13 protein-coding genes are annotated in these 19,653 nt (G+C 58.8%); 6 read left to right on the top strand and 7 right to left on the bottom strand.

The genetic code is table 11. From position 1 onward, the window contains the following. Positions 1–626, bottom strand: a 626-nt coding sequence (locus tag SFX18_11505; GenBank protein ID MDX1963773.1) for an aspartate carbamoyltransferase catalytic subunit, incomplete at its 3' end; no start/stop codon positions are given. Between the two features lie 297 nt (positions 627–923). Between SFX18_11505 and SFX18_11510 the strand changes: the two genes are divergently transcribed. Next, positions 924–2,597 (top strand): hypothetical protein, encoded by a 1,674-nt coding sequence (locus tag SFX18_11510; protein MDX1963774.1) that lies wholly within the window; start codon positions 924–926, stop codon positions 2,595–2,597. Here SFX18_11510 and SFX18_11515 read toward each other — a convergent pair. The 6 genes from SFX18_11515 to SFX18_11540 all read right to left on the bottom strand — a co-directional run bounded on the left by SFX18_11515 (position 2,594) and on the right by SFX18_11540 (position 11,101). Next, complete coding sequence (locus tag SFX18_11515; GenBank protein ID MDX1963775.1) at positions 2,594–7,099, bottom strand: FtsK/SpoIIIE domain-containing protein; 4,506 nt, start codon at positions 7,097–7,099, stop codon at positions 2,594–2,596. The two genes, SFX18_11510 and SFX18_11515, sit on opposite strands and share 4 nt — an antisense overlap. Positions 7,100–7,418: 319 nt before the next feature. Further along, positions 7,419–7,640, bottom strand: a complete 222-nt coding sequence (locus tag SFX18_11520; GenBank protein ID MDX1963776.1) for a hypothetical protein — start codon at positions 7,638–7,640, stop codon at positions 7,419–7,421. Positions 7,641–7,666: 26 nt separating this feature from the next. Continuing rightward, on the bottom strand, positions 7,667–8,293 hold the full coding sequence (locus SFX18_11525; GenBank protein ID MDX1963777.1) for a hypothetical protein: 627 nt from the start codon (positions 8,291–8,293) through the stop codon (positions 7,667–7,669). A 78-nt stretch (positions 8,294–8,371) separates the two neighbouring features. Further along, positions 8,372–8,644 carry a WXG100 family type VII secretion target gene (locus tag SFX18_11530; GenBank protein ID MDX1963778.1) on the bottom strand — a complete coding sequence of 91 codons (273 nt, stop codon included), beginning with the start codon at positions 8,642–8,644 and terminating at the stop codon, positions 8,372–8,374. Between the two features lie 125 nt (positions 8,645–8,769). After that, positions 8,770–10,041 (bottom strand): protein-L-isoaspartate(D-aspartate) O-methyltransferase, encoded by a 1,272-nt coding sequence (locus SFX18_11535; protein MDX1963779.1) that lies wholly within the window; start codon positions 10,039–10,041, stop codon positions 8,770–8,772. Positions 10,042–10,129: 88 nt separating this feature from the next. Further along, a complete protein-coding gene (locus SFX18_11540) occupies positions 10,130–11,101 on the bottom strand; it encodes an FKBP-type peptidyl-prolyl cis-trans isomerase N-terminal domain-containing protein (protein ID MDX1963780.1) in 972 nt (323 codons plus the stop codon). Between the two features lie 259 nt (positions 11,102–11,360). On the opposite strand from SFX18_11540, the gene SFX18_11545 reads away from it, so the two are divergent. From SFX18_11545 to SFX18_11565, 5 genes are all read left to right on the top strand, one after another. Further along, positions 11,361–12,158, top strand: a complete 798-nt coding sequence (locus SFX18_11545) for an aldolase/citrate lyase family protein (GenBank protein ID MDX1963781.1) — start codon at positions 11,361–11,363, stop codon at positions 12,156–12,158. A gap of 272 nt (positions 12,159–12,430) precedes the next feature. Next, positions 12,431–16,030: a hypothetical protein gene (locus SFX18_11550; protein MDX1963782.1), complete on the top strand. Its 3,600-nt coding sequence runs from the start codon at positions 12,431–12,433 to the stop codon at positions 16,028–16,030. A gap of 39 nt (positions 16,031–16,069) precedes the next feature. Beyond that, positions 16,070–16,846: a hypothetical protein gene (locus tag SFX18_11555; protein MDX1963783.1), complete on the top strand. Its 777-nt coding sequence runs from the start codon at positions 16,070–16,072 to the stop codon at positions 16,844–16,846. Between the two features lie 155 nt (positions 16,847–17,001). After that, positions 17,002–18,090, top strand: coding sequence for a prenyltransferase/squalene oxidase repeat-containing protein (locus SFX18_11560; GenBank protein MDX1963784.1), 1,089 nt, complete (start codon positions 17,002–17,004; stop codon positions 18,088–18,090). Positions 18,091–18,117: 27 nt separating this feature from the next. After that, positions 18,118–19,530 (top strand): NPCBM/NEW2 domain-containing protein, encoded by a 1,413-nt coding sequence (locus SFX18_11565; GenBank protein ID MDX1963785.1) that lies wholly within the window; start codon positions 18,118–18,120, stop codon positions 19,528–19,530. Positions 19,531–19,653 lie beyond the last annotated feature (123 nt).

Here is a 19,653-nt window from a genome sequence, read left to right on the forward strand (position 1 = left end):
AATGATTTTGGGGCGGCCGGCATTAAGGTTGAAGGCGCAACAAGGCGAACTTCTGCCCCCATCTTCTTAAGCAATATAATATTAGAGCGAGCAACCCTGCTGTGCAAAACATCGCCACATATCGCAATCACAAGTCCATCAATTCTTTTCTTGGCGTGACGAATTGTGAGCGCATCAAGCAAGGCTTGCGTGGGGTGTTCATGCGCTCCGTCCCCTGCATTTATTACGTGAGCCGATACGTGAGCCGCAACCAACTCTGCAGAACCGCTATCCGCATGCCTGATAACTATAGCATCAGAGCTCATTGCATTTAAGGTTTTCACCGTATCAATAAGAGACTCCCCCTTAGAGCTTGAGGAGGTGGAAGCAGAAATATTTATCACGTCCATTCCAAGCCTTTTGCCGGCTATCTCAAATGAAGTGCGGGTGCGGGTGGAATTTTCAAAAAAGAGGTTGGCGACCGTTTTGCCGGTGAGAAGGGGCAATTTTTGGCGGCAATTGTGGGTGGCCCCCTTAAGCGCCGCGGCCAAATCCAACAAATGCGTCAACTCCGCCGCGGAGAGACTTTCCAGGTCCAGTAAATGCCGGTGGGACCAGCTGCCGTGAAAGCGGGGTAAATCAGGCATGGCCGGGTGTTGTGCCAGCGTGTCACTGCTCACAATAGTTCGCTCCTGCGGGATAACATGTTGGCAATTGGTCCACCGCGAGGCCAGTGCCAGTGACCAATAAGGAGAAACGGGAATAACTGACGGATACAAAAGTTAAACTGGGTAGGATTGTACCAGCTAGCAAGTGGCACGCCTAGCCACGGTTGCTCGCTGTCAGCTCCTCTTGTTGTAAATTCCGCTGGACTTTATGATTTGCGGCCTTTCATTGCTCCAGAGAATAGCTCTTCCCGACGTATTTTTGGGAAAGGTATTTGCGTGTCGGATTTTCGCCCCCGTCCCCCGCGGTTTGCGCAATTGCCCTGTCGGCTTGGCTGGCGGTTGTTGCTGCTGGCGTTTTTTGCGCCATTCTGGGGGTGCGCTCCGCTGCGCAGCGATACTTCGGCAGAGCTAGCGGCGTTTCCGTATGCGGGCGGCAGGGAAAAAATCAGCGATGGCCCTAACCAACAACCCCGCCCCCGTGTGGAAGTGATCGCCGAAGACCCTCCGCAACAGCGCGCTGGGGATGATGCGGCCCCCTTGCGGGCAACACCAATAACGGAAAACGAACGCGCGGTCGAGCGGATTGACACCCTCCCCGACAGCAGTGGTTCTAGCAGAAGTTCGCGTGTCCCGGCCCGGAATACAGTCAACGACAATCCCATCGAGGCCGTTACTTCTTCGCCCACCGGCCAGAACGCCCACACGCCATTATCCGCCGCGGCGCAGGCGGAATATTTGCGGGCCTTGGACAAGGCGGGGATCAGCGATCCGGGCGAACGAGCGGATTTATTATCGGCGATCGAAGCGACCGACCCGGCGTATCGGGCGATCTATTTACGAACCTTAACCGCGCGGCGGGAGCCAGCCGTCCCCCGCGCTCCCTCCCGTGCTCCCCGGGCCACGGCGGAAGAAATATCGCAACAAACCAACCTTCCCACCCAGGATGAAAGTCACATTGCCGCGGACCGACAACCACAAGTTACCGCGGTTAGCGCAAATGCCCCTTTCGCCAATCCCGCAGCCGCCCCTACCCCTCCCGTCAACACCGCCGCTCCCCTCCAGTCCGTTAATAGCGCGGCAACCTTGGCGCTCAACGTGCCGGCGGAGTTACCCGACCCTGAAAGCACCCATGTTTCCCCCCGGACTATACCCGCCGCCACGGTCGCCGCGGCGTCCCCCCCGGATTCGCCCGAGGCCGCGCTCTTGGCGGCGCTATCCGCGCTCGAGACCGGTATTCAGCGGGGACAAGGTAATCTGTCCGGCGCGCCCAATCAGCGCGAGCTGATGCGCGTGCGGTTGCTCCAGGCCTTGGCCGGTCAGACCGACGCCGCGCTCGAGCCGATCACGGGGCTAAACCCGCAGCAGCAGGAATTTCTCAATCTGCAAGTCAGCGGATTGGCGGCGCTTTTGGCCCAACAGCCCCAGGCCAGCGCCCCGCGGAGGTTGTCGCTGGCGGCGGAGCACCTCCGCAACGCCGCCGAGCAACTTGGCCAAAGCGCGGGCCTGATCGTCCGCAATTTGCAGTTTTGCACCGAGATCAAGGGCTTTGGCACGTTCACGCGGTTTGCCAAAGAGGTCTTTAAACCGGGGCAAGATTTGCTGCTGTATGCGGAGCTGGATCATTTTACCACCAGCGAGCACGAGCGGGGCTTTCACACCAAATTCGCCGCCAAGTACCAGGTGTTAGATGGCGTGGGGCAGCGCGTGGTCGAACGGGATCTCATCTTGGCAGAGGAAATCTGCCAAAATCGCCGCCGCGACTATTTTGTGTCGTACTTTATCAAATTGCCGGAAAATCTAAATCCCGGCGAATACTCGCTCAAACTGATTGTGACGGACCAGTTTAGTGGACAATTTGGCGAAAGCGCCCTGAAGTTTTCGATTGCCGAACAACAAACGAAAGCCGCGGCGTTGTCCCCGGAAAGCGCGGTCCCCCTGGCGGGCCGCTAAAGGGAATCTGCGTCGTTGCCGGTGGAAATAATCTCGTCCAGCCACTCGGCGCGGGGCCAGGCATAAGGGCGGAATTTTTCTAGTTGGCCGGTCTCTTCATGGGAAAAGAGGGCAAAGTGCCGACCGAGCTTGCTGGCGGCGGGGCTGTCGACCAATTGGCTGCTATCGCTGGGATTCATTTGAAAGAGCACCCGCAGGTCAAATTCGCGCAGGGTGGCCCGGTCCACGGAACGGAGCACATTGGCCAGGGTGTCGCACCAGACTAGCGTATGCACGCCGACGGCGGGCCCTTCACGGAGAATTTTGGCCCAGTTTTTGTCCGGCGAGACCGCCGCGGCCTCGCTCCCAAAGGAATAACCGTAATCATTTTCGTCCCGCCGCAGATCGCGAAAACGGCTGAGGTTGTAAATCACTAGCACTATCGCCGGCGCGCTATCGTCATGCTGAGTGGCACGGCGTTCTACTTCCGCCGCCAAAGCGCCGAGCCGCTCCGCCAGATCGCGCTTGCCCAGGATGACCGTGGGTAGCCGCAATTGCCGGGCGAGCTGCGCCAATGTGGGTTCATCCGGATGCGCAAACGCAGTCTCGTTGGCGCGCCCCTCGAGAATCCATACCCCGCCGGGGAGTGGCGCAGAAGCTGGAGTAGCGGAAAAATCCCCCGCGTCGCCTGCGTCGAGTTTGGCACTGGTGGAGTCTTTGTCACTGGTTAATGCGTCATCCGCGCTTAATTCGGGGGTCACCGCGGGCCCTGCGTAAAATCCCCGCGCCGCCAGACTGACCAGCACCGCCGCCAAGAGATCGGCCGAACGGTCCGCTTCTTGGCCCAAGAGCAGCATATTCCCCCCCGCCTGTCGCCGGAGGGGGGCGGTGGTGGGATCCTTGATGCTGACCGGATCTCCCAGGAATAACTCAATTTCCCGCTGGAGTGGGGTTGCAACTGGGTTAGCGGTAGCGGGCTGATTTAAACCGCGAATCGCCAGCGCGCGGGCCAGTAGGCGGTTTTCCTCGAGATTGGCAGGCGCGCTTCCCTCAAAAATCACTTGTCGCCGCGTTGGCCAATCAGCCACGGCATACTGGTCGCGCCCGGCGCTCTCCGCGGGAGGGGCGGAAGCGGGGGAGGTTAAAGATTTCTCGGCTAGCGCGGCATCAGCCATTTCGCGCAATTGTCGCAGATAATCCTCGCGCTCGACCTCGCTGAGCCAGGCCACCTGAAATGGGCTGTTCCCTTCGAGCCGGCCATTCGCGTCATTGTAAATTGCCTCGCCGGGACGATTGAGCAGCCGCGCGGCGGAGTTGTCGTCGCTGAGGATCAAGTCGGCGTCGCTCTCGCTGCATTGCAAGGCGATCCGCACTCCCATCTGGCTGATCGTGCTGCGGGCGAGTGTAAACGCCCCCCCCAGTGTTTGCGAACCCAACAGCAAATGGATGCCAAACGCCCGCCCTTGCCGCACCAGCCGGTCGAGGAGCAATGTCGCCTGTTGCGATACGCGGTCATCCTCGGTAAAGAATTCTTGAAATTCGTCAATCAATAACAAAATACGCGGCAGGGCGGGCTGGTCGGGGAGCCCGCGGTAACCCTGAATGTCCTGTTTGCCATATTTGCGAAATAGTTCCCCCCGGGCCTGCATCTCGGCATCTAGCCGCGCTAGCGCGCTCAGGCCAAACTCCCGCTCGCTTTCGATGGCGACCACCCGCGCGTGCGGCAAGCGGTATTGGGCGTAATCTTTGAACTCGACCCCTTTTTTAAAGTCAATCAGGTAAACCTCCAACTCGTCGGGAGAAAACGTCAAACAGGCATTGACGATGATTGCGTGCAACAAGGTTGATTTGCCGGAGCCGGTCTTGCCCGCCATGAGCACATGCTGCGAGGTGCCGGAACCCAGCTTGAGGGCCTGGCGTTTGCGCGCGCCTGCGCGTCCCAAGGGAATCTCGATCCCGCCCCGCGTGCTTCCCCGCCAAAATTGCTCGGCGGGGGGTGCGATCATATGGAACGGGACCTCCACCCGCCGCCCATCGCGCGCGGCATGCCCGGCGGCGTGGACCAGGCGGGTGATCATTTCCTCCGGGGGCAAGTCCAGCGGTGCAAGCGCGAATTGGCCAAAATCGCGGTCGGCGTAATGAAACTCTCCATCCTTCCAAACCAGTGTTTCCGCCACCGCCGCCAAATCCTCCAATTGAAAACCGCTAGGCAAGTTTTGCCGCGTATCGGCCAGAAGCAGCACAAACACGCCGCAGCGCGGACCGCTGGCGGCGATGCTTTGCAGCCGCCGCGCGGCGGCTTCGGTAAAGTTACGCGGAAAATTGGCCACCACCAAAAATCGAAACGGTTCGGCCACTTCCCCCGCCGCCAGATTGTAGGCGTCGATGCTGGCAAATTCGTTGCGGAGGTATTTTTGAATGATGGTTTCGATCTGCTCGCTCAGGTCGGTCAGCCGCTGCTCAATATGCAGGGGTTCGGTCCAAATGCGATTGGTGACCAGCGTGTCATCATAATCAGCCAGATGCATCATGCCGGCAAAGTTCTTGCCCAGGCCCACGGGGTCGATAATGGTAAACCGCGATTTAGCCGGGGGAATACTGAGTAGCAGACGAAGCATCAACGCCTGCAAGAGTTGCAAACCGGCGTCGCGCCCTTCGTCCTGGGCTAGAATAACCAGCGAACTGCGGCGGGGAAAATCCAGCACCGCGGGTATGGTCCAGCGGTCGGGCCAAGGCTGGGTGAGGTTTTGGCCGGACGATGGGGCCGCAGCATCGGCGGGGAGTGTCGCGGAACCGGCCACCGAGTCATGTTCGATGGTCAGTTGGCCAAAGGGAACGCCGCGCGGCGCAACGGTCGAGGGGAGCCACTGTTCCCAGCAGGGATCGTCCCAATCAGGGTACAGCCGGGCGTCATGCGCGCGCCAAGCCGCCTCCGCGGCGCGTAATTCAGCCACTTCCGCCGTCCACCGTTCCGCCAGCATTTGCTGGACTTGTCGGCGACGAGCGCGGTTCTCCGCCAATTCTGTCTGAAAAGCTTGGGCGGTCGTGGCTTGGTCGCGCTCGGCGGCGCGCTGGATCGCCGCGAACACCGGCTGAAACTTTTTGTTAATCTCTTCCCGCCGTTCCTGAAAATCTTGCGATAATTCCCCATATTTATCAGAGTAAGTTTGGGTCAATTGCCGTGTCTGCGCTAACTGCCGGGCCTGCAATTCCATGCTTCGCTGGCGAAATTTTTCCTCGCAGCCGTGCAAGTCGCGAGCCAGTTTTTCCCGCAAGTTGCGCTTTTCTCGCTGCATCAAACGCAGCGCATGCTGGGCTAATTCCGTCGCCGCGTCCAGTTCCCGCGCGCGCAAACTTTTCCAGGCGGAAATTTCCGTGGACAGTTGGCCGCGCACCCGCAGCTTGTGCCAAATGGTTCCCGCCAAGCCCGCGGCCAGGCCAATCCCCAGGGAAATCGCCAGGGGAGTCGCGGCGGCTAGCGTGGCGGGCTGGCCCATCCACCACCAGGTGCAGGCCGCCAGTAGCACTCCCGGCAAGAGGGTGAACAGGATGGGCCATGGTCCCTGCAGTAGTTTGATTCTCCAATCAGCACGCAGCTTTTGGCCCGCGGTCAAGGTGCCGGACAAGGCCGCGCGAAAGGCTTCCTGGCATTCGGCGACAGAGCGGGGGGGAGTGGCTGGCTCGGCGGCATTATCGTTAACAGCGGGATGATCGGGCGGGGCGTGCTCGGCATCGCTTTCAGCGAGAATTTGTTCCACCGGCGCGGCCGGGTCGTTGGGGGACGATTGCCGCGCGGCTGATTCCAGTTCACCTGCCCACGCGTGCAATCCCGCGGCTTGCAAGTAGCGCGCGGCCTGGTCAAAGAGCGCTCCCTGTTGCTGAACCTGGGCTTCGATCTGTCCCAGGGCCTGATGATAGCGAATCCGCGGCGTGGGAGAGGTCCCCTCGTAAATGGAGCGAACTTCCCAAGTGTCATGCTGCAGTCGGCGCTCCGAATCATTAACCGCCAACTGCTGTTCGCTGCGCAAATCCTCCTCGGCATGACGGCGCTCTTGATCCAGTTTTTGGCGTAAGCGCGATTCCTCTTGAGCCAATAGTTGCAGTTGTTCGGCCTGTTGCCGCTGGCTGGAATCAAGTTGTTGCCGCAACTGCTCTTGGCCGCGGCGGGTGGCCGTGGCATAGTCCCGTTCCAGGGTCTCTATTTTGGCGGATAGTTCGGCCAGCAATCGTTCATCGGCCCGTCGCTGATTCCACGCCGCGCGAAACGCCCGCCACCAGTGGCGAAGCGCCGTGCCCGCCAGGGGACTTGCGGGATCGGGAGAATCCAAAAGCTCCCATTGCTGTCCAAAGTTGGATAAAAGCCCGCCTAGGGCCAGGGAATCTTCTTGATCGACGTCCGCGGCCAAAACTTTTAACATTGGCTCGGCCGGCAAAGGCGTCCGTGGGTCTATTGTGGGCGGCGTGCCACTACTCGAGTGTGTCCCGGCGGTTTGCCGATCACTGGTGAGTGGTCGATACGACATAATGGGGCGTGGGGGTAAAATGTACTCCGCTCACTCCGTGGGCGGAATGTGTGGAAGCAACGTTATCAAAAAATCAAAAGTGTTGCATCAATCGACTCATGCTTTGTCAACGATTCGTTTTAGGATGAGCCGTAGGGCGCTAGCCCACGGTTGGAGCGGCAAAAACCGTGGACTAGAGCCCAGCGGCTGATTGGCTTAACTCAAATCTTTAACTGTGACAAAGCTCTAACTTACATCTCACGGAGTGAGCTGGGTACTTTTAGCAACTCACGGAGTGCGATGAGTACTTTAAATATCTCACGGAGTGAGCTGAGTACCGTTATTGGCAATCTTGCTCCGCACGTTGAAGTAATACAGCCAATCGCTGCGTGGTATCCAAAAATGTTTGTATTTTCAGCGGCAATGCCGCCAAATGTTCCTCCGCATAGCGGGCCGCGGCGGCATCCCGCCACGTTTCCTGGCAAACTTGCCATTTGACCTGCAAATTTTCCAGGGCGTGGGCGAGTAAACTACCGCCAGTATGAAAATCGGATTGGGGCATAAAACGGCGGAGGAACAACGCTTGCTTTAGGAATTGGAAGATTCCGCGGCGACAGGCTCGCGGGAGGATTGGTCGGCTGGCACTTGTGTAATCGCGGATGAAGTCGCTGGTGGCGGGGGAATTTGCGCATCCTGGCTGGCATCCACCGCCGCCACGGGGGGGATGTCCGGCGCGCGGACCGCCAGGTAATCCTCCACCTGGGCGATGATTTTTTGCAACTGCGCGATTGCCCGGGGCAAGTCTCCATCCAGTAGCGATATTGTCTGGGCAAACCGGGCCTGAAATTCGTTCCAGGCGTGCTGCGCCTCCCGACCCCAGTGCTGCACCGCGGCTAACTTTTGTTCGGTGGTCTTTAACCGTTGTTCCGCGCGGGCCAGGGCTTTTTTTTCGTCGGTGCAGTCGGGAATATGGTCGGACAGTTGCCGCTGAATGCGGGCCTGCCGCAGGTTGTCCTTGGCCACGCCCAGGCCGTCCCAGGCCTTGCGGTTTTCGCTTTTCCAGCGTCGGGGTTGTTCCTTGCAAATCCAATCGACCCCTTGCCGCGCTTCAGTTTCTAGCATTTCCAACGCCTGCCGCGCGGTGGATTGAAAGATGATGAGCGCCGCGCGAAATTCGTGCAGGGCGTCCAGCGATTGTACTTGGGCGGTGGACATGGGGATCGCGTCAAAACCTTTAGAAGTAGAGTATACCCGCGTGATCCATGGCGGGATTTAAGCGACGGCAGGTCCCCCCTAGCGCTGATTCAAATACTCCTCGATCCGTTCCGCCTTGCGCATCAAAAACGGCACATAGAGTTCGCTATGCTGGGCAAAGCGATTAAAGGTCTGCATGAGCTGCGTGAATTCGGCGGCGAATTTTTGTTGTTCCTGGTCGCGCCAGGTTGTTCCCAACGCCTGAAATTGCTTGTTGAGGCCCGATAGTTGGGTCAACAATTCTGTGTTAAAATGCCGCAGTTGGCCCGCAAAACGGCGCACATCGCCGGGATCGACAATTGCTTGGGACATAAGACAGTTCCGTGGGAAAAAGCTAGGTGTTGGGACCGCGCTGCCTGGCATTTTCTTCTTTTGTGCTACCACATCGCGGCTGGTCCCCACCTACGGTGTTTTTACTTTGTGTTGCGAAGGCGAGATCATTTTGGTTGCTCCGCGCGTAGCTCTTGGGCGGTGATGGCCCGCAGCTCGACCGCGTCAAAATCGATCGTGCCGGTCGCTCCGAACATCCCCACATGCACCAGGGCCTCGCGCGCTTGTGCGGGAACGGGGATTCGCAGGCGCTCTTTCTTCCAGGCAAAGCTACCGCTAAACGGACCAATCCAATTGTATCCCACCCGCGCGCGATTTTCGTCAAAAAAGGTGATAGTAACGCACGCTTTTTCATCTTTATTCGCTCCCGCGACTACATTTTCGGCTTGGACATGGCAAGACAACTCGAGCGCGTCGACCTTGCGGCCATCCACGGCCAACCCCTGCATCATCCGCGTCCCCCGTCCGGGAACATCATTGCTAAACCGGATAAATCGCTTTCCCGCGGGAGCTTGGGGATTCTCCATGACGCTCATTTGCCGCGCATAGTACCAGGCCACTGGTTCCTGGCTGTCCCCCGCCAATTCCTCAAAACTGCTGTTTTGAATCTCTGGTTTGGCCGGATCGGGCAGGACTTTGCGTTCATTTTCCGCTTTACCCGTCATCGGCACAAAAAGCGTCGGGCGGAGCAGCTTTTGCTCCAGCTTGCCATCTTTTTTTTGCATCAAATACAGCACCTGCTGGTAGCGCTCACCCACCGGAACCACCATCAAGCCCCCTTCCTTGAGCTGTTCCACCAGCGGCACGGGGACTTCCTCGGGCGAACAGGTGACAATGATCTTGTCAAAGGGGGCATGCTCCGCCCAACCCTGAAAACCATCGCCGATCTTTGTGTGGACATTTTTGTATTTCAACCGATCCAACACTCGTTGAGCCCCCTGGCCCAGGCTTTCGACAATTTCGATGGTGTAGACGTCTTTGACCAAGGGGCTAAGGATAGCTGCCTGGAATCCGCTTCCCGTGCCGATCTCCAACACTTTATCCGTGGGCTGGGGATCGAGTTGTTCGGTCATATAGGCCACCACAAAGGGGGCCGAGATGGTCTGCGATTTGCCAATGGGAATCGCCATGTCAAAATAAGCGAATTGTCGTTGGTTGCCGGCGACAAATTCGTGCCGCGGCGTATCGCGAAAAGCCTGCAACACCCGTTCGTTTTGGATTCCCTGTCCCGCCAGATCTTCCTCGACCATGCGCGCGCGCAGCGCGGTATAATCCGGCTTGCTCCCCGGCCCCGCCGCTTGGGCCAAGCATTTTGGCGCGGCGTTTCCCCCCGCGAGCAAGCCGAGCAGGATCAACCAGCGAGTTGTGAAACTATTCACAAATCTCAGAACTGCCGCGTAACTCCTAGCGTTAGAAGTAGCGCCACGGAACTTTGTTTTTTGGTGGGGGTTCATGCGTTTGCTCCGGCTATTCTTTGACTTCCTTTTCAATTTCCAACAATTCAACTTCGTAAATGACCAATTCATTGGGACCGACATCGGGCAGGCCGGGAAGGGCCGCCTGGCTTCCCTTGGACCCAAAGGCCAGATCCGGGGGAATGTAGACGATCCATTTATCCCCTTTTTTCATGTTGAGTAGCGCCTCCCGCAGTCCGCGTAGCACGCGTCCCACAATCAAGGTAGAGGGCTGGCTCGCGCTGTAGGTATTGATAAATTGCTGGCCCGAGAGAAGCTTGCCGACCAAGTGCAGTTGCACGCTATCCGTCGCCGTGGGGGCAGGTCCATCGCCGGTTTTAAGAACTTTATACTGCAAACCGCTGGAAAGCGCGACCACGCCTTCCTGCTTGCCATTTTCGGCTAAAAACTTTTCCGCCGCTTTTTGATTTTCCTCGCTTTGACGCTTGTGCTTTTCCTCCGCTTTATATTGGGCCTCGGCCATGATCGCCAGCATTAGTTCGGCGTATTCTTGCTCGGTAACCGTTGGTTTAGAATCCTTGGCCAGGCCATCGGTTAGCCCCTTGATCAGCGAGGGGAGGTCAAATTCCATTTCATCCGCCTTGATTCCGCGGGCAATGTCCAACCCATACACATAGCTTTTTTTGGTGTGGTACTCTTCGTCCGTGTACTTGGGCTTGGTTTCGGGGGAGGCGGGAGAATTGGCGGGAGGCGATCCCGCGGAATCAGCGGGCGGCTTGTCGGGCGCGGCTTTGGCGGCGGCATCACCGTTGGGATCGACCTGTGGTTGTTCAGGCTTGGCGGCTTCGGCTTTGGTGGTGTCCGTCTTTGCGCTTCCGCTTTTGCTATTTGTCCCCATGGCCGCAGCGGATTTTCCCGGCGGCACGCGCTTGGAATTGCGAGCCCCCGCGCGGGGTTCTTGGGCATGACCCAGGGTCATACCGACCAGAAAGACGAGTATCCAAAGCGCTGGCAACCGACCCATCCAAGCCAGCCCAACTGGCAGCCTCTGGCGTAAATCTAGGGATGGAAAGTTACGGTTACTGTGTTGATACAATGTGGATGGCATATCAGCTCCCTCGACCGATGACACGGCGTATTTGGCAAATTGTAATTTTCATTGTACTGTAAGGGGCGGGGCGGGGGGGAGGGATTTTGCCAAGCCGCGGCAATTGTGCCAAATTCTGGTAGCTCCCCGCGAGATTTTAACCCGTAATCGCCCGCCTCATTAACAAATTTTCCCCATGCGCACCAATCCCGTCAAACACAAATTACAAAACCGGGAGCCGACCTATGGAACCTGGCTCTCCCTCGGGGATTGGTTCGCCGCGCGGGTCTTGGCCCTGCAGGGCTGGGACTGGTTGACCTTGGATTTAGAGCATCAGCCAATTGACTGGCAGGGGGCGGCGCAGGTGTTTGCCACGGTGGCGGACGCCGGTTGCGTCCCCTTGTGCCGCGTTCCCGAAGGGACGCATTTTTACATCAAGCGCGCCCTGGATGCCGGCGCCTGGGGGATCGTGGTGCCGATGGTTAACACCGTCGAGCAAGCCCGAACCGCGATCGCCGCGGCAAAGTATCCCCCGCAAGGAAATCGCAGCGTGGGGGGCGGATTGCATGCGCTCAACTGGAACGCCCCTCCGGCGGAATATTTTGCCCGCGCTAATGAAGAGATTCTGGTGATCTTGCAAACAGAAAGTCCCGCTGGCGTGCGCCAAGCCGCTGAGATCTATGCCTTGCCCGGTTGTGACGCGATTTTTGTCGGACCAAACGACCTGCGCGCGCAAATGCACGGCGAGGCGGGGCACCCCCCCTCCAACGAAGAATTTGAAGCGACCCTCGCGCGGATCATCAAGTTGGGTGAACAAGCGGGCGTGCCGACCGGCATGCATGTGACGTCCGCCACGGCCGCGCTCGCCCGCGCCGAGCAGGGGATGAGGTTTCTCGCGGTGGGAAGCGACTTGCAAATGTTAGCGCGACAGTCGCAACAAGTGTTAAGCGAGTTATTTCCCCAGCGGGAGGTGGAGGCCGTGGTCAGATACTAAAGTTGCGCAAATTGATTCGTGCCGTTTGGAACGTGCCATGTGACACCCCGGGCAACCGCCAAATTACCCATCTAACATCAAATGGATGCTACCCACCGCGAATTCCTGACCAAGGGTAAATCCGGCCCACCCCTTGACAGTGAACAAAATTATAGATATAATACACTGGCTAGCGAACAGTTTTTTCTGGCAGGAGTTCCTGGTTTTCACCTAAAATAGTTGATGTAACCGACATGTAATTTTTTCTTGTTGCCTATTCGTTGTACCACGCCATGAATTTGCTGGATCACATCCGCGACCTGGGCCAAGCGGCAACCCTGCTCCGCCGCCAGCAGATTTTGGTGTTGGGGGGGACCACCCTGGTTGGTTTGTGGGGACTGCTGGCCGCGGGTGATGCCGTGGTCCAGCCGCGGGACGCGGGACTGCGCTGGATTCTTTTTTTCTTAGCCTTGTTGGCGGCGGGCATGGTCGGTTCTTGGGGAGTACGGGCCTGGAGGCAACTGGGGGCCGATCCATTGTTGCTTGCGCGGCTGATTGAAAAAAAGTATCCCAAGTATCGCGACCGGTTGACCAGCGCGGTGGAATTTTTATTGGCGGATGAGACTGCAGAGCAGGGGAGTTCCCCCGCCTTGCGGAGGCATGTTGTCTTAAATACCGCGGCGGAATTGCAAGATTTTCAGTGGAAAAGCCTGCTAGATTATCGTCCCTTGCGCCGGGCCATGGCGGGATGTTGCGCGCTGTTCACCTTATTGGGGTTAATCAGTTGGCGGTGGCCGACGGAAACGCGATTAGCCACAGAGCGATTGCTGGCTCCCTGGTCCGCGCTCGATTGGCCCCGAGCGCATCGCTTGGCCTTGCGTCAACCGGTCAATCAGGTGGTGCGTGGTTCGGCATTTGAAGTGGACATTTATAATCAAGAAGGGGATTTGCCGGATGACCTGCAAATTGTGTATCGCTGGAGAACTCCGCGCGGCCAGATGCGTTCCGAGACGCAGTCGATTCCCTGGCGCCCCGGCAGCGCGCTGGTGCGGCGCGAACAAGTTTTGGTGCCGTTTGAATTTCGCGTGTTTGGGGGGGATGACGACACCATGCCCTGGCAATCGGTCCGCGTGATCGACCCCGCCCGGGTTACAGATTTTACCATCATCGTGCATCCACCCGCCTATACCGGTTGGCCCGCTTATCCTTCGGGTCCGCAAGTGGTGGCTTTGGCCGGTTCGGCACTCACAATCCAAGGACGAGCCGACCAACCGCTCCTTTCCGCCGTGGTGGTAACCGGGGATGCGCGTATCCCCTTGCGTCTCGGCTCATCCAAGTTGGATTTTTTTGGTCCTGAGCTCCCCCCCGCCACCCAGCAAATTCCCGGGTCCCCCATTACCCCGGTACCTGGCCCCTCTTCTCCGCCGGAAGGTGAAAAATCCGCCCCGCCAGTTCCGCCAGCGGAGGATGCCCCCGCCACAGAGGATGCGCCCGATACCATCATGGCCGGGCAGCTTCCCGCGACCACTTTGGAAAACATTGCGGACTCTCGGGGCATGCGGATTCAACCAGCCTCGCGGACGATCTTGGGTATGAATTCCAATCCGTGGTCCGGGGGTTACGCCCCTGGATTACGGTTTGTTTCCCGGCAAGGCCCCGCCTTGCCACCGACTAAATTACCAGAGGCCCGGCACTGGCTACTAACGGCAAATGCTGATTATCAGGTCACGCTGACGGATAGCCATCGACTAACCAGTCAGGGAACAAATCTATGGAAAGCCCGGGCGGTGGTGGATCAACCCCCGGTGATCGAATGGACCGCCCCTCAAACGGGAATGTTGGTCATTCCCCAAGCCCGCCTGAAATTGCGCGGGACATTGCGCGACGACCTGCGGCTTGCCGGTTGGGGGATTTATTTTCAACGATCATTAAGCGCGGGAGCCGCCACCGAATGGAGGGAGTTTTTTGCCGGGCCGGCAGTCCCCGCCCCTCCCACCACGGATGAATTGGCGCTCATCGCACGGGGCGAATTTCCAGCGGAACTGCGTCCCCTGGAGGAAGAGTGGGATTTGACGCCGTTGCGGCTCCACCCTGGATATCAATTTGAATTTTCCCTGGCCGCCCGCGACTATGCCAATCAAGAAACGCGGTCAACACCGCGAATCCTGAATGTCGTCACTCCCCAGCAATACGCGCAGCGCCTGGCACAGCGCCTGACGGGACTGTTGGCGGAACTGTCGCGCGTCCGTCAATTGCAGGAGCAGGTTCATCGCCAAAGCCAAGATATCGCCTCGGCGTGGCAAGGGACCGCGCTTGCCAACGATGCACCCCAGCCCGCCACCACCCCCATCACTCCCGCGCAAATTGCGGGATTGGCGGCTGCCAGCCAACTGCAAACTCAAATCACGCGCAGTCTGGTGGGGGAGTCGGAAGGCGTGGCGGCGCAGCTTAGATCCCTGCTGGAAGAGTTATATATCAATCGGCAAGAATCCGAACCGAGCGCCCGTCAGGCCGAATCTCTCCTAGCGGCCATTACGCTGTTGCACGAGCGCGACTTGCCCACGGTGGAGCGCGAGTTAGCCCTGGTGGCCAAATCCGCCGGAGAGCTTGCGCCCGCGGGGGGACAACCTAATCCACCTCCCACCGTAAGTAGTTCACCCCAACTCTTGGATAGTCTGCTGGCGTGCGCGCAGGGTCAGCAGAGAATTATCGCCACGCTGGAGGATTTGCTGCTCAATTGGACCGAGGCCACATCCCTGGCGATGGTAAAAGCCGAGTTACAACAGATTTTGGCCGAACAGCAGGAATTATCCACATTGGTCCAGGCCCAAACAGCGGCGGCACTGGGAAAATTGTGGGAAGAACTTTTGCCGGACCAACGGGCGGCCTTGGCCGATTTGCAGCAACGGCAATCAGGTTTGGCGGCGCGTCTGGAAAAATTGCTCCCCCGGCTGCGCTTGTTAGAAACCAAGGAAGACCGCCAGTCGCAACAGGCGGTGCAATACGCCCTGCGGCTGTGGTCCAGGCAAAATCCCAGCGTGCTCCTCCAAACCGCGGCCACCGCCATAGGAGAAAATCGTTTGGGTCCCGCCGCTTCCCGGCAATTGACCGCCACGCAGGTCTTGACCCAACTCATCGAGGCATTGCAACTGCGATACCGCGATCCTCCCGCCGGTCAGGCGAATCAGGCGGGCAATTCCGCAGCCGCCGCAGCCGCCGCCGCACAGCAGGAAATTCAAGAACTGTTGCGGCTAGTCACGGACATTCTCCAACGGCAAACCGAAGCGCAATTAGGCAGCGAACAGTTATTAGTGCGGGCCAATGCCGGAACCTGGAATTCCGCCACGCAGGATGCGCTGGCACAGCTTGCCAATCGGCAAAATTCCCTCGCCCAAGAAACCTTGGTTCTGGCTTTGTCGCTAAAGGCCCAACCGGTTTTGCATTATTCCCTGACCGGGGCGCACGGGGCGATGCAGGGGGCTAGCCGTGAATTAGGTCAATCCACCACACTTACTGCGGCGGTTTCCTTGCAATCCGAGGCGATCGCCAAGTTAAAAATTCTGCAGCAGGGATTAACAGCGGCGGCAAAGTCCCCCCCCGCCGCGCCTCCTTCTAATGCAGCGTCCGCTCCCCCGGGCGCGGACCCACTTCCCCCCGCTCAGCAACTGTTGCAAGCTTTGCGGCTCAAGGAATTGCAGGTTTTGCGTCTGTTGCAGGCCGACCTTAACCGCCGCACGATGGAGCTGGAGGTAAATCGGGTCCCGGGCGAAAATTTGACTCCGGCTCAACAAACTCTGTATGCTAAATTAGCGGCGGAACAAAGTCGCCTCCGTGAACTTTTACGAAAAATGCTGGCTGAGTTGGGCCAGCCAGAACCGGAAAATCCCGAATAGCCATTTGCTGTGGCATTAATTTATCCCCCTTGGATTCCCATGCGATTATACCTATTGCCACGGCGGATTGTGGTTAGCACATTCTTTGGCGCGTTCCTTTTGGCAGGAGGGGGTGAACGCGCGTGGATTTGCCGGGCAGCTCCCGTTCTGTCCGAATCCGCAGAGTCGGGGGGGACAGTCAATTTAGACCAACAACTGTTAGAGGAGCCGCCGACAACCACCCCCCCCGCGCCGGTTATTGGCCAGGGAGGCCCGTTGCCCGATCCATCCCGGCCATTAGCGCCCGGCGACCTGACGCGTCCCCCGTTGACGCCGCTCCCCCCCGTTCCCCCCGATCAAAACCCCTTGTTGCCAATTATGCGGAAAATGGAGGCCGCGGAACAACTGGTGTCGCGGGAGCAATCGGACACCGCCACGCAAAAAATCCAGGCGGACATTTTGAAACAAATCGACGCGCTGATCAACAATTGCCGTCAATGCCAAAACTGCCAGTCCCCCGGCGGGTCGGCGGGGTCACCCTCCGCTAGCCGTCAACCATCACAGCCGCGCCCGGGGAAAAACCCTGCGGGAGGGAGCGCTGGCGAGGCTCCCGCCTTTTCGGGAAGCGAAAAATTGGTGGATCGGAACGCCAAATCCCCCCCAGCGCCAGCGGCACAAAGCCCGCGGGATTTATTGCAATCCAGTTGGGGGCAGTTACCGGAACGCTGGCGGGCGGAAATGTTAGAAGGGCCCGGCGACGAATTTTTGCCTCATTTTGAACCCCAGTTACGCGAGTACTTTCGCAAATTGATGCAAAACCCCGCTGCGCCCCGTTAAGTGGCGGCCAAATTTGGTCACACCCCGGTAACAATGTTTTGGGGGGGCCGCCAACCTGTGTTATAGTAAAGCGCCGTGACCAGCGCGGATCGGCATCAGTGATTCGTGATTCCGCTGTTGAATGATTTCAACATTTTTTACCTAAGCGTGGTGGCATGATGATCCCCGGAACTCGACGAAGCTTCTTACGCGCGGCCCTGACATCCGGATTAACCGCCTGGGGGGCCTCGCAGTTGGGAGGATCGCGGGCTTGGGCTGGCCCCGAGCCTGACGCGGCCTCACTCTCCGCGACCGGCGACGACATCCTCTTTATCACGCCCAAAACGCAGGACGCAATTGACCGGGGCCTCAAGTTTTTGGCCCAACGCCAGCAGGACGACGGCGCTTTTGGCACGAGTGGTTATAGCCGCAATGTCGGCGTGTGCGCCTTGGCCGGGATGGCGTTTTTGTCCGCGGGGAGCATGCCCGGACGGGGACCTTTTGGCGGGCAAATCGACCGCTGTCTGGACTTTCTGCTGGAACATACCGAGGAAAGCGGTTTCATCACCATTCCCGATATGCTGACCCACGGACCGATGTATGGTCATGGATTTGCCACGCTGTTTTTGGCGGAGTGTTTTGGCATGACGCGGCGGGGGGATTTACGTCCCAAGTTGGCCAAAGCGGTCGAACTTATTGTGCAGACCCAAAACAACGACGGCGGCTGGCGGTACCAGCCCCAACGGGAAGATGCCGACATTTCGGTCACTATCTGTCAGATTATGGCGTTGCGGGCGGCGCGTAATTCCGGGTTGCATGTCCCGCCCGAGACGGTCCGTCGTTGTGTCGATTATGTTAAACGCTGCCAGCAACCGGATGGCGGTTTTGTCTATATGCTGCAAACCGGCGGAACCAGCGCGTTTGCGCGCTCCGCCGCTGGCGTGGTGGCCCTGCAAAGCGCGGGTATCTACGAAGGTCCCGAAATCGAAAAAGGTTTGGCGTATTTAATGACCCATTTGCCCAAAGGGGACAATTACCAAAAAGATTCGCATTATTTTTATGGGCATTATTATGCCGTACAAGCGATGTGGCAGGCCGGGGGAGAGTCCTGGGAGCGCTGGTTTCCCGCGATCCGCGATGGCCTATTGCATCGCCAGCAGCAAAATGGCTCTTGGCTCGATCCCATTTGCGCCGAGTATGGCACCGCCATGGCGTGCATCATCTTGCAAATGCCCAACAACTATTTGCCCATTTTTCAACGCTAAACGCCGATGCGCGGGGGATCGCTTTTATTGACACTGTTAGTCGCGGGCTATTGGCTTTGCGCCGGGGCTATGGCGGACGATTCCACCCCCCCGCGTCCCGCCGGTTGGTTATGGACCTGCGATGGCCAAACGCGCTTTGTGCGGTTGCGGGCAATTTCCGAGGCAGGGGAGTTTGCTTTTCAATCCGCGACACTTGACGCGGCATCCGGGCCATCTCCCCGCGCCCTCGCGCCGCTGTCCATGGACAACAACGCCAGCGCTGCGCCCGCGGAGTCATTCACGTTACCGCTGGAAGAGTTGGACCGCTGGGGAAGTTGGCCCCGCGCCGCCGCGGGATTGCAGGTAGAACTGCGCGCTGGGGGCAGAATCATCGGCAGCTTAGTTAAGTGGACGGATCAGCGGGTGCGGATGGACTTGGCGGCGGATGGCGGGGAAATTAACTTGCCACAAAGCGCCATTGCCCGGTTTATCTGGCAGCCGGACGTCTGGAATACCTGGCAACGACATCATCCCACCTTGCGTGTTCCAGATACCGCCGCGGCATTCTCATCTTCCTCCGCCGAACCTGGCGGTGACGCCGCTACCGCGCCGGATGACATAACCTCCAAAACCAGTGATTCGGTCTTGGTGGCAAATAAGCCAATAGAACAGGATCAGGTGTGGTTTATCAATGGTGATGTGCAGTCCGGCACGGTCACCGACTGGCGGGATCGTACGATTTTTTTGCAGACAGCCGCTGGAGAACTTGCGCTCGAAACGGTCAATTTGGTCGCGGTGGAATTTGCCCCGTCCCGATTTGCCGCTCCGGCGGCGGACCTGGCGGAAATCCCGCCGGGAACGAAATTTTGGATCGGCTTGACGGATGGCACGCGGGTTTTGGCGGGATTGCCGCGGGCCACCCCGGCGGGCTTTGAACTGCCGCTGGAGCAGGGCGGCTTTATGAGTGCGTCGGCCGCGGCGCTTTGTGCCATTCAGCCCCTGCATCCCCGGGTGCGGTATCTTAGCGATTTGCCCGGCAGTTATAAACATGTCCCCTGGCTCACCCAGTCTTGGGATTACCAGCGTGACCGCAACGTGTTGGGTGGGTCGTTGCTCTCCGGCGGAGTAGCGGCGGTCAAGGGGCTAGGTTTGCACAGCGCGGCGCGTTTGACGTATGTGCTTCCCGATCATTGCCTGGCTTTTGCCGCCGAAGTGGGGATTGACGACGCGACGGCTGGCGGCGGCGAGGTGATATGCCGCATCTATGGCGACGCGGGGACGGGGGAATGGCGGTTGCTGCGGGTAACGCCGATTGTGCGTGGTGGGGATGCCCCTTTGCCCGTGCGGGTGGATTTGACCGGACAAAAACGACTAAGCCTGCTGGTGGATTATGGGCGAGAGGGAGGGGCTCTTGATCACGCCGATTGGCTGAATGCGCGGGTCATTGTCGCCGCGCCTTGATCCCCCCTCGCGGATGGCAGGTTCTCGGTTGCGCGGTCCCTCTTTTTATGCTAGCACATTTGCTCTCGCGGGAATGACCGGCGGATGTCACGATTGTCCGCTGTGAAGGACTGCCCACCCCCT

The sequence above is a fragment of the Pirellulales bacterium genome, assembly GCA_033762255.1.
In the GTDB taxonomy this organism is placed as follows: domain Bacteria; phylum Planctomycetota; class Planctomycetia; order Pirellulales; family JALHPA01; genus JANRLT01.